The sequence below is a fragment of the Halorubrum sp. CBA1229 genome (genome assembly GCF_003721435.2).
Taxonomy (GTDB): Archaea; Halobacteriota; Halobacteria; order Halobacteriales; family Haloferacaceae; genus Halorubrum.
This window is the reverse complement of sequence record NZ_CP054586.1, coordinates 318,707-332,322: the sequence shown is the minus strand read 5'-3', so window position 1 is coordinate 332,322 and position 13,616 is coordinate 318,707. Positions and strand designations below refer to the sequence as shown.

At 59.9% G+C, this 13,616-nt stretch carries 13 protein-coding genes and 2 pseudogenes; 6 read left to right on the top strand and 9 right to left on the bottom strand.

What is annotated here, in order from left to right; all coding sequences use genetic code 11:
* Window positions 1-244 precede the first annotated feature (244 nt).
* Window positions 245-535 (top strand): hypothetical protein, encoded by a 291-nt coding sequence (locus tag Hrr1229_RS17870; protein WP_123115038.1) that lies wholly within the window; start codon window positions 245-247, stop codon window positions 533-535.
* A 90-nt stretch (window positions 536-625) separates the two neighbouring features.
* Here the strand turns inward: Hrr1229_RS17870 and Hrr1229_RS17865 are convergent, their stop codons facing one another.
* From Hrr1229_RS17865 to Hrr1229_RS17845, 5 genes and pseudogenes are all read right to left on the bottom strand, one after another.
* Window positions 626-1,840, bottom strand: coding sequence for an NAD(P)/FAD-dependent oxidoreductase (locus tag Hrr1229_RS17865; RefSeq protein ID WP_176329442.1), 1,215 nt, complete (start codon window positions 1,838-1,840; stop codon window positions 626-628).
* Between the two features lie 165 nt (window positions 1,841-2,005).
* On the bottom strand, window positions 2,006-3,007 hold the full coding sequence (locus Hrr1229_RS17860; protein WP_123115036.1) for a DUF63 family protein: 1,002 nt from the start codon (window positions 3,005-3,007) through the stop codon (window positions 2,006-2,008).
* Window positions 3,004-3,228: a hypothetical protein gene (locus Hrr1229_RS17855; RefSeq protein WP_123115035.1), complete on the bottom strand. Its 225-nt coding sequence runs from the start codon at window positions 3,226-3,228 to the stop codon at window positions 3,004-3,006. The genes Hrr1229_RS17860 and Hrr1229_RS17855 overlap by 4 nt, the downstream gene beginning before the upstream one ends.
* A 22-nt stretch (window positions 3,229-3,250) precedes the next feature.
* On the bottom strand, window positions 3,251-5,899 hold the full coding sequence (locus Hrr1229_RS17850; RefSeq protein WP_123115034.1) for a copper-translocating P-type ATPase: 2,649 nt from the start codon (window positions 5,897-5,899) through the stop codon (window positions 3,251-3,253).
* Window positions 5,900-5,992: 93 nt separating this feature from the next.
* Window positions 5,993-6,581: pseudogene (locus Hrr1229_RS17845) on the bottom strand (AsnC family transcriptional regulator).
* A gap of 134 nt (window positions 6,582-6,715) precedes the next feature.
* Between Hrr1229_RS17845 and Hrr1229_RS17840 the strand changes: the two are divergent.
* The gene (locus Hrr1229_RS17840) at window positions 6,716-6,913 is read left to right on the top strand and encodes a cation transporter (protein ID WP_123115032.1); all 198 of its coding nucleotides are present in this window, start codon (window positions 6,716-6,718) and stop codon (window positions 6,911-6,913) included.
* A gap of 276 nt (window positions 6,914-7,189) precedes the next feature.
* Here the strand turns inward: Hrr1229_RS17840 and Hrr1229_RS17835 are convergent, their stop codons facing one another.
* Window positions 7,190-7,399 (bottom strand): hypothetical protein, encoded by a 210-nt coding sequence (locus Hrr1229_RS17835; RefSeq protein WP_176329441.1) that lies wholly within the window; start codon window positions 7,397-7,399, stop codon window positions 7,190-7,192.
* 33 nt (window positions 7,400-7,432) lie between these two features.
* Between Hrr1229_RS17835 and Hrr1229_RS17830 the strand changes: the two genes are divergently transcribed.
* The 4 genes and pseudogenes from Hrr1229_RS17830 to Hrr1229_RS18410 form a co-directional block, all read left to right on the top strand.
* Window positions 7,433-9,388 carry a copper-translocating P-type ATPase gene (locus tag Hrr1229_RS17830; protein ID WP_176329440.1) on the top strand — a complete coding sequence of 652 codons (1,956 nt, stop codon included), beginning with the start codon at window positions 7,433-7,435 and terminating at the stop codon, window positions 9,386-9,388.
* 15 nt (window positions 9,389-9,403) lie between these two features.
* Window positions 9,404-10,021 carry an isoprenylcysteine carboxylmethyltransferase family protein gene (locus Hrr1229_RS17825; RefSeq protein WP_123115030.1) on the top strand — a complete coding sequence of 206 codons (618 nt, stop codon included), beginning with the start codon at window positions 9,404-9,406 and terminating at the stop codon, window positions 10,019-10,021.
* Window positions 10,018-11,160: a succinylglutamate desuccinylase/aspartoacylase family protein gene (locus Hrr1229_RS17820; RefSeq protein ID WP_123115029.1), complete on the top strand. Its 1,143-nt coding sequence runs from the start codon at window positions 10,018-10,020 to the stop codon at window positions 11,158-11,160. The genes Hrr1229_RS17825 and Hrr1229_RS17820 overlap by 4 nt, the downstream gene beginning before the upstream one ends.
* Window positions 11,157-11,534: pseudogene (locus Hrr1229_RS18410) on the top strand (class I SAM-dependent methyltransferase); the annotation flags it as partial. The gene Hrr1229_RS17820 and the pseudogene Hrr1229_RS18410, both read left to right, overlap by 4 nt.
* Here Hrr1229_RS18410 and Hrr1229_RS18405 read toward each other — a convergent pair.
* The 3 genes from Hrr1229_RS18405 to Hrr1229_RS17800 form a co-directional block, all read right to left on the bottom strand.
* Window positions 11,493-12,704, bottom strand: coding sequence for a methyltransferase domain-containing protein (locus Hrr1229_RS18405; protein ID WP_321169507.1), 1,212 nt, complete (start codon window positions 12,702-12,704; stop codon window positions 11,493-11,495). The pseudogene Hrr1229_RS18410 and the gene Hrr1229_RS18405 overlap by 42 nt on opposite strands.
* A 7-nt stretch (window positions 12,705-12,711) precedes the next feature.
* On the bottom strand, window positions 12,712-13,083 hold the full coding sequence (locus Hrr1229_RS17805) for a hypothetical protein (RefSeq protein ID WP_123115028.1): 372 nt from the start codon (window positions 13,081-13,083) through the stop codon (window positions 12,712-12,714).
* 61 nt (window positions 13,084-13,144) lie between these two features.
* Window positions 13,145-13,369: a DUF411 domain-containing protein gene (locus Hrr1229_RS17800; RefSeq protein ID WP_123115027.1), complete on the bottom strand. Its 225-nt coding sequence runs from the start codon at window positions 13,367-13,369 to the stop codon at window positions 13,145-13,147.
* Window positions 13,370-13,616 lie beyond the last annotated feature (247 nt).

Here is a 13,616-nt window from a genome sequence, read left to right as displayed (position 1 = left end):
CAGCCGCGAAAACGCTCGGAATCTGGCACCAGTATGAGGGAACGTACGGTCGATTACTTGTTGGAGTCCCGCTCGTAAGTTTACTGTTCGGGCTCGCCCATCTTGGAACACTTACACCGCTTCCACACGATCTTCTCGTAACTGTCGAAACAGGTGCTATACTCGGTGTAACGGCTCTGATTGCTGGGTTAGGGTACATCCACCCTCGGCTGGGATATTCGGGAAGTGACTTGCAATGAGTTCGATGCTGCTCCTGCTGATCCCGACACTCATCACTAGTGGTCTCACAGTTCTTTGTTACGTGCTTCTCTATCAGGACACAGTTCTAGTAATTCAGCGTGCCTTCTTTTTCAGAGTCGGCGTCGGCGCCTCTATCTCTGCGGTAATTGGTGTGAGTGCATTGTTAACCGAGTCAGTCCCGGCGCATCTATTCCACGCCGTCTTTGCAGTATCAGTAGCTATGGCGGTTCATGCAGTATGCGATGGCCTCCATCCAGAGACCGAAGCGTGGTTTTACTCGCTCTTCCGCCCCTGACCGTTGATTCACGTAACTCCCACTGTCGTACTCTGTCGATGCAGAAGACGATGAGTGAGAAGCTGCATCACCGATACAACTCTCATCATACTAGAAAGAGGAATCGGAGATCGGACTCTCACCGTTCGGTATCGAAGTGTACTCCCACTGATCGGTCGCTGCTTGATAGACCCGCTGGAGTACCTTCCGTTTCCCGAAGATTTGAACAAATAACCGTGGGTGTCGTGCGAGCTGTATCAATACGTCCCGCGGCGAGCGATCGACAGCTTCGATGTCCATTCCAGAGCCGGCTTGAATTGCTTTACCGAGGATCTGTGGCTGCCGTGTCTCGGTGAAGTATCGAATAACCGTTGCCAGCAGGTATTCAGGTTTCATTTCCCGATACAGCTGTTCCGGATATGCTTCCAATCGATCCTCAGCCGCCAGTTCCGCTGCGAGATACGACGATTGAATGGCCTGTGAGATTCCTTTTCCCGTAAGCCGGTTTGCAATCCCGGCAGCATCACCTACACGCACGATAGAGTGGTCGGGGTGATAGGTTCGCTGGGGATCGAGGCTTGGGCCTTCCGGGATAATCGCGACGTTTGTCCGTTCCTGTGTCGGCGTGGGCCATCCATTGCGCTCACAGGCACGTTTGAACGCTGCCATGTAGTCGTCCGGGCGGTCACTGACAGCCCATCCGATTCCAACGTTGGCGCGATTCGGTGTTTTCGTGAACGCCCACGTGTATCCAGTGTAATTTTCGAGTATAATCTGGCTGTTGGGGTATACGTCGCTGAAGTCCCCCACGACATCGGCGTTGAGTGCGACGAGGTATCCGGAGTATTCGCCGGTCGATTGTAGTGCCTTGCTGGTGAGCGAGGGCTGGCCAGTGGCGTCGACGATGACATTGTATCCGTCTGCGAACTCGAATAACTCAGCCGGTGTGATCGACTGATTCTCGTTGACGTCTACCCCTCTCTGTGTCAGGCGGTCTGCCCACGATTGTTCGACGACGTTACGATCGGTGATGTAGGCGTCCGGTGCAGTGAACTTCCCGCGTCCAGTACACTGACGACCCGGCTGGACGCCATCGTACACCTCGACTTCCATCTCTGGGAGCGGATTAATGAACCCGTTTTCTGCGGTCTTCTCGAGGGGGATTGCAGAGGCGGCGGTCATCGCTTCGCCACAGTTGACGCGTTTCTCGTTGTACGTCTGGCGTTCGTAGAGCTCGACGTCACAGCCAGCCCTCTGAAATCCTTCTGCAGCCGCTAACCCAGCCATTGCCCCACCCAGTATCGCAACTGTCGGTGTCTGATTCATCGTATCGGTAATGGTAGGAACGTCCGGTGATCGAGGGACCAGCTATTGCATTGTCCCAGAGGTGCACTATCAGCGATCTTAGCGACGGCTGGGCACTGCTCTGTGACGGAGGCGACTACCGTGGTGTATTGGTTTGGAATCATCCGTTTCCCTATCGTTCAGGTATTAGACTCCGAGCATCATCCGGAGCGACCCACGGACGCCCATCGGGATCCCGATCGCCCCGATGAAGAACGTCATGAGCCACCACCAGGTGTGGTTCATCTCGTCTTTCGCGTCCGCAAGGTACCAGACGATTCCGCCGGTCACGAGGAGTTTGAGGACGAACGTCGATCCGGAGAAGCCAGTCGCTTGATACACGAAGTTCGTGATGACCAGCTTCGGCGAGTAGCCGAGGAACGTGACGCCGATGAGGTTCTGTGCGGCGTCCCACGTCTGTCCGAAGACGGCCAGCAGGAAGAGTGGATGCCGGAGGTGTACGACGTCGACGAAGCTCGTCCCCCAGTAGTAGAGAGCAGTCACGGTGAGGGCGATTCCCGTCGTCGCGACGGGGACCCACAGGCGAAGCGGGGTCGCCGTCGAGAGTCCGTACCAGAGTGCCAATCCGACGGCGCTGACGCCCCAGACTGTCCCTACGACGCCGACCGTCGCCGGGATGGATCCGATGCCTCTGTCGCGCACGAGTGTGCCAAGGCCGAGCGCGAAGACTGTGACGCCTGTGACGACGAAATAGATCGACGGGGTGATGAACCACACCGCGTAGTCACCGAGCAGTCCGATGTCCTCGAGTGCACGCATCGCCCCGCCGGCGACGATTATCGGCGCGAACCCGTATGCGAGTCGCGCGTCGAGCGTGACACCGAGGTGGTTGAGATACGCTCGGAGGCCGGGAAGACTGTACACGACTGCACCGAGATAGGTCACCGTGTTCACGGCATTATACCCCCGGACGGCCCGTATCCCCTCGTGCGTGACCGGCTGGCTGGCGGCGTCGGCGACGACCGGCCCCCAGAGATACTGCCAGACGAACCGATCGTAGACGAGCGTTGGAAATGCGAGGAGGGCTGCGCCGATGAGGACGACCGGGGCAAGCAGATACAGCGCCCACCACTCGCGAGTCCCCGTGTCGGGGAGGACGGTTTCGACGCGCTGTGTGACAGTGCTCACGACTCGTCCACCTCGACTCGCCACGTTGTGCTCTTCGACCGACCCCACTGTTCGAGCGAGACGTCGGCGAGGTCGTCCTGAAGCTGGCTCAGATACTGTGCGACGGCTTTCGGCGACCCGTCGAGGTCGCTGGCGATGTCACGCGCTCGGAGGTAGGTGGGCTCAGTATCGGCCGTTTCGACGAGGTACGCGTACACCGCACGACGGGAAATATTGGACATGATGGACTGGAACGACGCGTGATTACCGGAGCTTCCCCAACAGTTCGTAATCGTGGTCGGGCGTGTACCGACGGAACAGCAGGCTGTTCGACAGCACCGAGATGCTGGAGAACGCCATCGCCGCCGCAGCCAGAACTGGTTGGAGCAGTCCGAGGGATGCCAGCGGGATCATCGAGGTGTTGTAGCCCAGTGCCCAGACGAGGTTCTGCTTGATCTTCTGCAGCGTCGCGTCGGAGATGCGGATCGCCTTCACCACGTCCAGCGGATCGTCCCGCATCAGCGTCACGTCAGCCGCCTCGATGGCGACGTCCGTCCCGCTCCCGATCGCCGTACCCACGTGTGCGACGGCGAGTGCGGGGGCGTCGTTGACGCCGTCACCGACCATCATCGCCTGCCGCCCCTCGGCCTGAATGGACTCGACGGCATCGGATTTGTCCTCTGGGAGCACCTCCGCACGCACGTTGGTCGGGTCGATACCGACCTGCTTCGCGACCGCACGAGCGGTCCGTTCGTTGTCGCCCGTGATCATCATCACGTCGACATTGCGCTCCTGGAGCGCGCTAACCGCGTCCTTCGCGGTTTCTTTGACCGTGTCGGCGTCTGCGACGACGCCCACCAGCTCACCATCGACCGCGACCAGCATCGCGGTCTTGCCCTCGTTCTCGAGGCGCTCCATGGTCTCCTCCGCGGGCGCGGGGTCGATATCATTGTCGCGGAGGAGTTTGCGGTTGCCGACCAACACCTCGCTCCCGCCGACCGTCGCACGGATCCCGTGACCGGGGACGTTTTCGAAATCCTCCGGGCCGGTGACGTCTAACCCGCGCTCTTCGGCTCCCTCGACGATGGCTCGGGCGAGCGGGTGTTCGCTGCCGCTTTCGGCGCTGGCCGCGAGCCGCAACACGTCGTCCTTACTGAGTCGGTCACGAGCTGTCAGTTGGCCGCCGTCGGATCGCCGATCCGACGAGGTCCCGCTCGCACCGCTCGCGGGATCGCCATCGGTAGCAGGGTCTCCACCGTCGGTGACAGGCTGGCCATCTCCGTCGAAGACGACGACATCAGTCAGCTCCATCTCACCCTCGGTGAGCGTGCCGGTCTTGTCGAAGACGACGGTGTCGACGTCCTTGGCGCGCTCGAGAATGTCGCCACCCTTGAACAGGACGCCGTTCTGGGCACCGATGGTGGTCCCGACCATCGTCGCGGCGGGCGTCGCCAGCCCCAGCGCGCAGGGACACGCGATGAGTACTGCCGAGGCGAACACGATTATAGCGAACTCGAACACCGTGACGGTTCCGCCCGCAACAGCCGGCCCCCCGGCGACTTGCCCCCACAGCGGGAGCCAGTCGACGAAGCCTGCCAGTGCCTCCGGGAACAGGAACCAGACCACGCTCCACAGCACGGCGTTCACAATGACTGCCGGCACGAAGTACGCGCTGATGCGGTCGGCGAGGTTCTGGATGTCAGGCTGGCGGGACTGGGCCTCTTTGACCGTTTGGACGATCTGCTGAAGGGCGGTGTCTTCACCGACCTTCGTGGCCTCGACGACGAGCACGCCGTTCTCGTTGATCGTCGACCCGACGACCTCGTCGCCCTCGCCCTTCTCGACGGGGACGGACTCGCCCGTCACCATCGATTCGTCGACGGCAGACTGCCCGTCGACGACGACACCGTCGGTCGGAATCTGTTCGCCGGGCCGGACTTTCATCCGGTCGCCGACCTTGACGTCTTCGAGCGGAATCTCTTCTTCGTTGCCGTTCTCGTCGACGACGGTAGCCGTCTCCGCCTCCATTTCCAGCAGCTTGCGAAGTGCTTCACCGGCCTGCCCCTTCGAACGGGCTTCCAGGTAGTTGCCCAACGTAATGAACACGAGGATGAGCGCCGCCGTGTCGAAGTACAGGCCGCCGGCGATCACCTCGAGTAGCACTGCTACGGAGTAGAGGTAGGCAGTGGTCGATCCTAGCGCGATCAGCACGTCCATGTTGGCACGCTTGTTGTTCACCAACGCATTGTACGAGTTCTTGTAGAACGGCCAGCCGAGAAGCGCCTGCACCGGTGTCGCGAGCAGGAACTCGACCCATCCGAGTTCCACGCCAAAGACGGTCTCGGGGACGAAGGCGCCGCCGAGAAGATAGCTGTCGATGAGGAAGAACAGCAACGGTGCAGAGAGGACTGCCCCGAACAGCGTCAGTCGGAGCTGTTTTCGAATCTCGGCCTGTCGTGCGGCGTCGCGCGCGTCCTCACCGGAGTCGCCGTCCTCTCGGACGGGCGAGTAACCCGCGCTCTCGATGGCATCGTAGAGCGCATCCAGCGACGTGTCCGCGGGATTGTACCGGACTTGGGCTTCGTCGGTGGCGAAATTCGCCTCGGCTGCGATGACACCTGGCGTGTTCTCAAGGGCAGTCTCATTGGTCTGTACACAGTTGGCACAGGTCATATCGGAGATGCCGATAGTCACCGTGTCAGACACCGCCCCGTACCCGGCATCTTCGATCGCCTCGTATATCTCTTCGAGCGTTACCTCGTCAGGATCGTACTCGACGGAGCCCTCGTCGGTGGCGAAGTTCGCGTTCGCCTCGACGACGCCGTCGAGGGACTCTAGCGCGTCGCCAACTGTCGCCGAGCAGTTGGCACAGGTCATCCCTGTGATATCGAGATGGGTTGTTCGGCTTGTCATGCTGGTTTTACTATACGGGGTCCATGTTTAGACGATTTGTTGTTACGAGAGCCCGGGTATGAGCCCCAACAAAATTAGGATTCCAAAGGCCCGTTATGCGCCTTCTTCTAATCGCTGGTATCGGTCTCGAACCGTGCAAGACAGGATGGACAGCAGAAGTGGTAGATCTCGCCGTCGATTCGCGTCGTCTCCCCCTCATTATCGACGGTATTGTCACACTCAGCACACGTGAGCGCGAATTCGACGCCATCGACAGATGGTGTCCATTCGATGTCGTCGACGAGTGTGACTGTATACTCCGTCATCTCGATCTCGTCGAAGAGTCCATTCACCCACCGACGAATGTTCTGTGCTTCGACGCGAGCGTAGAACCAAAGGTCTCCCTCGGATGTCGTAAAGACGTGTTCGACGCCGTCTGACTCGCGAACCCGGGTACGGGCTGCCTCCAGTACTCCCGGGCCGATCTCGGCTTGGATAAACACTGGAACACCGGCCCGGAGATGGGCTCGATTGACATCGATCGTGAAGTTGTTGATGACATCCGCCTCCTGTAATCGTTTGACTCGATCGGAAACGGCAGGCCCCGAAAGACCGACCTTCTCACCAATATCGCTGAATGGCGGCGAGCATTGTCAGCCAGTAACGAGAGAATTTCCAGGTCGGTTTCATCCAAGTTGCGCATACCGATGCCTCGGCTCGCAGAATACATTATTGTTGCTCACGAAATGCCTTCGACACCACCGATCTACGGCCTAACAAACTTTGGATTCTAAGCAGAAAACCACATAGAACAACAGCCCCTATTCATTATTGGATATGAGTCAGACCATCACCGTCGAAGGGATGAGTTGTGGGCACTGTGAACAGACTGTCGAAGATGCGCTTCGGGAGGTTAGCGGCGTAACTGATGCGAGCGCCGATCACGAGTCCGGGCAGGCGGACGTTGACGGCGACGCTGACGTCACGGCACTCGTCCAGGCCATCGAAGACGCTGGATATACGGCAGACGTCTGAGAACCACCGAACCGTCGTCACCGGAGGCCCAGCCGTTCCTTCGACTCCGGATCTTCTTGACCTCCTTCGCGATGTCGGGGGCAGGACTAAATCATGGGGGACGGCACCAATACACAATAAATGAGCAACAATCCAAATCACGAGAAATCCGATGCGGATGTATCGGATTCTCAGACATCTCCCCAGACCGACGGCCCCGTCTACTGCTGCCGAGTCTGCCAGTTACACGCAGACGAAGAAGCGCGTCCAACGGCTCGTGCGACATCCGAGCAGCACTCACATTCCCCAGAACACGATGCTCACGCGACAGGGGACGAGGCTCGTACTGAATCCGACTCCACGGAGGAACACGCACAGCACGATCACGACACCGAACACGGTCACCATCACGCCGACACTGAATCGCCACCTTCTGCAGAGACAGAGCCTATTCACGACGGGCACGATCACGGTGCAGACGTCGACGAGGACGGACACGACGATCATAGCGGACACACGGATCACACTGGTCACGAGCAGATGTTTCGCCGGCGGTTCTGGGTGTCGCTCGTACTCTCACTACCAGTCATCTTCTTCAGCGAGTTCATCCAGGATGTCTTCGGGTACACTGCGCCGTCGTTCCCCGGCAGCGTCTGGATCACGCCGGTTCTCGCGGTGATCGTCTTCGCGTACGGTGGCGTGCCGTTCCTCTCGATGGCACGTACCGAACTGAAGACTCGCGAGCCAGGGATGATGATGCTCATCTCGCTGGCGATTACCGTCGCGTTCGTCTATTCGGTTGCGAGTCTGTTCCTCGAGGGGACGACGCCGTTCTTCTGGGAACTCGTGACGCTGATTGACATCATGCTGTTGGGCCACTGGGTGGAGATGCGGTCGGTCCGGGCAGCCTCCGGCGCGCTCGACGAGCTCGCGAGGCTTATGCCCGATACTGCAGAACTCGTCACTGAAAGCGGGGATACGGAAGAGGTCCCCGTCTCCACACTTGGCGAAGGCGACGTTGTTCTCGTTCGGCCGGGTGCGTCAGTTCCTGCAGACGGTGAGGTCGTCGAGGGCGAGTCCTCGGTCGACGAGTCGATGATCACTGGCGAGTCCCGCCCTGTGGGCAAGGAACCCGAATCTGAAGTCGTCGCTGGCACGGTCAATCAGGACGGGAGCCTCCGGGTCCGCATCACGAAGACCGGCGACGAAACAGCGCTAGCGGGTATCATGCGGTTGGTCGAGGAAGCCCAACAGTCGAAATCACGGACGCAACTCTTGGCCGACCGGGCCGCAGGCTGGCTGTTCTACGTTGCACTCGCTGTCGCTGCTATCACGGCCGTCGCGTGGGTCGTCGCGGTCGGATTCAACATTGCAGTCCTCGAACGCGTCGTGACGGTCCTCGTCATCGCATGCCCCCATGCGCTCGGGCTCGCTGTTCCCCTCGTCGTCGCGATCAACACCTCCACAGCTGCGCAGAACGGGATGCTCATCCGCGACCGCATTGCCATGGAGGAATCCCGTAATCTGGACACGGTGATGTTCGACAAGACCGGGACACTCACGAAGGGCGAACAGGGCGTCGTCGGTGTCGAGACGGCAAGTGACTGGAGTGAAGAGAGAGCGTTCGAAGTCGCCGCTGGTGTCGAGGGTGACTCCGAGCACATGATCGCTCGCGCCATCCGGGACGCCGCCCAGGAACGGGACATCCAGCGAGCGAGCGTTTCGAACTTCGAGAATTTCCGCGGTCTCGGCGTCAGAGCCACCGTGGACGGAGAGACGGTTCATATCGGTGGACCGAACCTGATTGAGAAATTCGGTATCGAACGGTCCGACAGCATCGCTGCCTTCGCGGAGGAAGCTGGCTCGAACGCAGAGACGGTTATCTACCTGGTTCACGACGAATCCGAAGTTGTCGCAGCATTCGCCCTCGCGGACGTCATCCGCGAAGAGAGCCGGCAGGCTATCGAGGCGCTACACGCGATGGACATCGAGGTGGCGATGTTGACTGGTGACTCCGAGGACGTCGCACGGGCTGTCTCGGAGGAACTCGGCATCGACCAGTACTTCGCGGAGGTCCTCCCCGAGGAGAAGGACACGAAGGTCGAACAACTCCAATCAGAGGGGAAGCTGGTCGCGATGGTCGGTGACGGAGTCAACGACGCCCCCGCGCTCACCCGCGCCGACGTCGGCATCGCCATCGGCTCGGGGACGGACGTGGCCATCGAGTCAGGCGACATCATCCTCGTCGACAACAACCCCCTGGATGTCGTCCGCCTCATCCGGCTGTCGAAGGCGAGCTACCGGAAGATGCAGGAGAACCTCGTCTGGGCGACCGGGTACAACGTATTCGCGCTTCCCCTGGCAGCGGGGATACTTGCGCCCATCGGCATCCTCCTCTCACCGGCGATCGGTGCCGTGTTCATGTCGCTGTCGACGATCATCGTCGCGATTAATGCGCGCAGACTGCGGAACGTCGATCTCTCGGTGGCTGCGTAGCCTACTATTACAACCATGCCCGTCATCACGACATCGCTGTTCGGTCTGGGCCTCCTGTCCGGAGGAATACTTCTCTGTGGGCTTCTCGTGAGTATCCAGAGCCAGTCTCACCGGTTCTGGCCCCATGGCACACGCAACTGGACGTTCTGGCTCAGCTGGACTGCCTGGGTCGTCTACGGCGGCAGTCTGTTCGGTGTTGCGTATCTCGACTTGTGGAGTTGGTACCGGCCATCGATACTGATTCAGATGGCCAGTCTCCTGTTGCTCTTGGTCGGTGCCACCGTCTCGCTCTGGGCTGTGTGGCGGCTCGGATTCCACGAGAGTGCCGGTCTCGAAGGGCAGTTGAACACCGCTGGACCATATCAGTATTCTCGGAATCCACAGTACGTCAGCTACATCGCGATGCTCGTCGGCGGGGCGATTCTCGCTGGGTCCTGGATGACGGCGGTACTCGCCCTAATCGGTATCGCTTGGTTCCTGCTTGCACCGCTCGCAGAGGAACCGTGGCTCAGCGAACAGTACGGAGAAGCGTACGAAACGTACCGTGAGTCAGTTCCCAGATTCATCGGTCGTCCGAACCAGCAACAAAAACCACAGGAACGCACCAACACCTCACGGAGAGATGATCCATGACTGTCGACAGCCACCAGTCGCTCGAAGTGGGGGACCGCGTGGTCCCTTCAGGCAGGAAGGTTCAGTTCCGGTACGCCGTCGGAACGACATTTAACGACGATCCGATTGAGATTCCGGTCACGGTCATCAACGGCACACGATCTGGACCCACAGGCTTTCTGACTGCAGCAGTTCACGGCGACGAACTCAACGGCATCAAAATAATCCAGGAGGTCGCGGGCCACTACGCTCCCGAGGACATTCACGGAGCGCTCGTCTGCCTGCACGTGTTGAACGTACCAGGCTTTCTCGCCCAACAGCGCTATATCCCCATCTACGACGAAGATCTCAATCGCTCGTTCCCCGGCAACTCACGGAGTACGACCGCAAAACGACTCGCCAACGCCATCTACGAGGAATTCGTTTCGAAGTGTGACTTCGGTCTCGACTTCCACACGTCGACGCGCAACCGAACGACAATGTATCACGTCCGCGCCGACATGAACGACCCCGCTGTCGAACGACTCGCCCGCGCGTTCGGCACGAGCGTCATCCTCGACGGCGAGGGTTCAGGAGGGACACTCCGACGCGTGGCCTGTCAGGACGGTATCCCCACGGTCACGGTCGAGATGGGGCGCGCCCATCGATTCCAGACCGCGCACCTCGACCGAGCGCTCCACTGCGTCGCGAGCGTCCTCGCCGAACACGAGGTGCTTCCCAACCAACCGGTTTCCTGGCCCGGCTGGACACGCGTCATCGCCCGTGATGGTGAGAAGACGTGGCTCCGCGCCGACACTGGTGGGCTCGTCGAGATGAAGTGGGGCCCACACCCCCTCGTTGAAGATGGCGAACCGCTGTTCACGATTTCTGATCACTTCAAAGACGAAGTCGAAGTCGTTCGTGCGCCGTCGACTGGCCTCGTCGTGGGGATCCTTGAAAATGCAGTCGCATATCCGGGCCACCCGCTGTGTCACTTCGTGAGCGTCGACGAGACGACCGCTGACATCATACGAGACGACATCGAGCGGGGCGTTTTCGATGTCTACCGTGAAGGCGGTTTCCAGTGGCCCGAGTCGCAGTGGTACGCAACACATGGACATGGCACTAAGTCAAAACATGCAAGAAATATCTCAGAAACTGAACGGGAGGAAAACAGATGACTGACCCGTCTCATCCGATGTTCGCACGACTGTACGATCCGGTGATGAAACCAGCGGAGCGAATCGTACTTGCCGACCATCGACGCTACCTCGTGGACGACTTGTCCGGGCATGTTCTGGATCTCGGGACGGGGACGGGCGCGATGTTTCCGTACTTCGCAGAAGCCGCTACTGGTGGTGACGATCTCACGCTGTTCGCGATTGAGCCAGACCCCCACATGCGCCGGCAAGCAGTCGAACGAGCTCGCGAACTGGGACTCGATATCGAGATAGAGAGTGCCGGGGCGGAAACACTCCCGTTCGCGGACGACTCGTTCGATGTCGTCATCGCATCACTCGTGTTCTGCACCATCCCCGGTTTCGATACTGCGCTCTCCGAGGTTGCACGGGTACTGAAGCCAGGTGGCGAGTTCCGGTTCCTCGAGCACGTCCGCGGGGAGGGCCCCGTGGGTATCGCCCACGACGTACTCGCGCCTGCATGGCACACTGTCGCTGGCGGTTGTCACCTGAATCGCAACACCCACGAGATATTCCGGGACGACGAGCGATTCGAACTCGTCGATTACACGCGACTGGAGACCATCCCGCAGGTCGTTCCAATCGTCCGTGGAACGCTCAAACGCCGACGCGAGGCCTCGATACTCTCTCAGCTTGTGTAAGTGGCGACGAAATCGCGTCTTTGCAACGATGATGACGTGCTGGAGGAACGGCAGCGCGTGATGGGCAGCCCGTACCTGCTCGGTGATGGCCGATGGATCGAGGTCGTACGCTCGCAACAGTCGTACGAGAAGCGAGCGAACCGGAGTCCTGAGGAGTTGGAGGTACAGCGTCGTCCACTTCCGGAACTGCCCGACACTGTGTCGCGTGATGTCTTCGACCGCTTCGAGTTCGAATCCCGCATCGTCGAGCGCGGCGTTGTATTGCTCGACAGTGCCGACTGACGGCATATCCCACGTCGCTGCAAACGAATCAACGAACGCTCGTTCCGTCTCGCTCATGTCGGACTGCATCATGAGGTCAGAGAGGACGAAAACCCCTGCTAGTTCGAGAACATCCGCGACCGCGGCGAAGACACTGTTCCGGTCGGGGAGATAGACGAGCGCGTCGATGGCTGTACACGCGGTGAACGAATCTGTCGTGAACGGGAGCTGTGTCGAATCGCCGACGACGAACTCGGGCTTGACGTGCTTCCTGCGTGCGTTCTCGGTTGCTCGCGTGATGTTGTACGGAACGAGGTCCAGTCCGGTAACGCGGAAACCGAACTGATCGGCAAGATGGATCGCCGGACCGCCCCGGCCACAGCCAACATCGAGGAGGCGAACGCCATCCGTGGCGGGTAGGTACGACGCGAGCCTCGCTCCGACTTCCGTGACGAGGCGGCGCTGACTCGATCCGACGACGTGCGGCTGGTACCACTCGGAGTAGCCGAGGTTGAGGAACGCGTCAGTCTCGAGCAGCAGGTCGAACGCTCGCCAGATGTCGGCTCGCTCGCCTGGATACGAGAACTGGTCGGTGATTCGCTCGCGGAGAGGGGACTGGTCCATCGGTAACCTACTCGAGTTCGGAAACCTCCGAGTAACAGTACTCGGATTCGTCGCAGTATGCGAGGTCGGTACACCCGCGGGGGCGCTGGTAGTCGATTCCTTTGTGCCGGCGGAGATACGTCACGTATCCGTCGTCAACGCGGTCGAGAATGTCGTGACAAATCCACTTCTCACCAAACCAGTTGGCAGCCAAATTCCGGTATGGACACAGGAAGATCGTCCGCTCAACTGAATCGACTTGCGGCGTCTCGACGATCCGGACGCCGACGATTCGGTACGCCACGCGGAGACGCTTGACGACCGATTCCTGTGTATTCGCGCCGACAAAGAGAACATATGCGATCACATATCCGATGTCGTGGAGGAGTCGTCTAATCATCGTTCAGACCGTCGTCCGCCGTCCCAAAGTATCTTGACCAGGTGCTCACTCGATCAGGCACCTATATTTCGGCGTACACCTCACCTGTCTTCCCGCCACCGAGTGCGTAGGCGGTGAACGAGCCGGACTTCGTCCCGCCCATCCCCGGCGACCCGGCCGACATCCCGGGCAACGAGATGCCGTCGATCGCCGGGTTTTCGTTGAGCATTGCCGCGATGACCTCGTCAGGGACGTGTCCTTCGACGACGTACTCGTCGAGAACGAGGGTGTGATAACTCTGATTCAGAAGCGGTCAACAAACAGTGCCGCCGCTCAGCAGGCAGTAGACACGCAACGACATCTGTCGTTAGTCCGGCGAGTCGAGACTGTAGTACTTTTTGCCACTGTCAAGACTTGGTTCGCGTCCACACGCGGTGCCTATGTCGAGTTCTCGCCATTAATGACGAGTTTGACCAACAAGTCCACGAGCCGCCAAACGTTGTACAGCACGAACACGGACACGAAGGTTTAGTTATAGACCTCAGCAGCTGAAT

Bases quoted from the DNA above. Each gene is read 5' to 3' on its own strand.
- Hrr1229_RS17830 (WP_176329440.1), top strand. From the start codon at position 7,433: ATGTTTCGCCGGCGGTTCTGGGTGTCGCTCGTACTCTCACTACCAGTC.
- Hrr1229_RS17865 (WP_176329442.1), bottom strand. From the start codon at position 1,840: ATGAATCAGACACCGACAGTTGCGATACTGGGTGGGGCAATGGCTGGG.
- Hrr1229_RS17820 (WP_123115029.1), top strand. From the start codon at position 10,018: ATGACTGTCGACAGCCACCAGTCGCTCGAAGTGGGGGACCGCGTGGTC.
- Hrr1229_RS17870 (WP_123115038.1), top strand. From the start codon at position 245: ATGCTGCTCCTGCTGATCCCGACACTCATCACTAGTGGTCTCACAGTT.
- Hrr1229_RS17840 (WP_123115032.1), top strand. From the start codon at position 6,716: ATGAGTCAGACCATCACCGTCGAAGGGATGAGTTGTGGGCACTGTGAA.
- Hrr1229_RS17835 (WP_176329441.1), bottom strand. From the start codon at position 7,399: ATGATCGTCGTGTCCGTCCTCGTCGACGTCTGCACCGTGATCGTGCCC.
- Hrr1229_RS17855 (WP_123115035.1), bottom strand. From the start codon at position 3,228: ATGTCCAATATTTCCCGTCGTGCGGTGTACGCGTACCTCGTCGAAACG.
- Hrr1229_RS17850 (WP_123115034.1), bottom strand. From the start codon at position 5,899: ATGACAAGCCGAACAACCCATCTCGATATCACAGGGATGACCTGTGCC.
- Hrr1229_RS18405 (WP_321169507.1), bottom strand. From the start codon at position 12,704: ATGGACCAGTCCCCTCTCCGCGAGCGAATCACCGACCAGTTCTCGTAT.
- Hrr1229_RS17805 (WP_123115028.1), bottom strand. From the start codon at position 13,083: ATGATTAGACGACTCCTCCACGACATCGGATATGTGATCGCATATGTT.
- Hrr1229_RS17825 (WP_123115030.1), top strand. From the start codon at position 9,404: ATGCCCGTCATCACGACATCGCTGTTCGGTCTGGGCCTCCTGTCCGGA.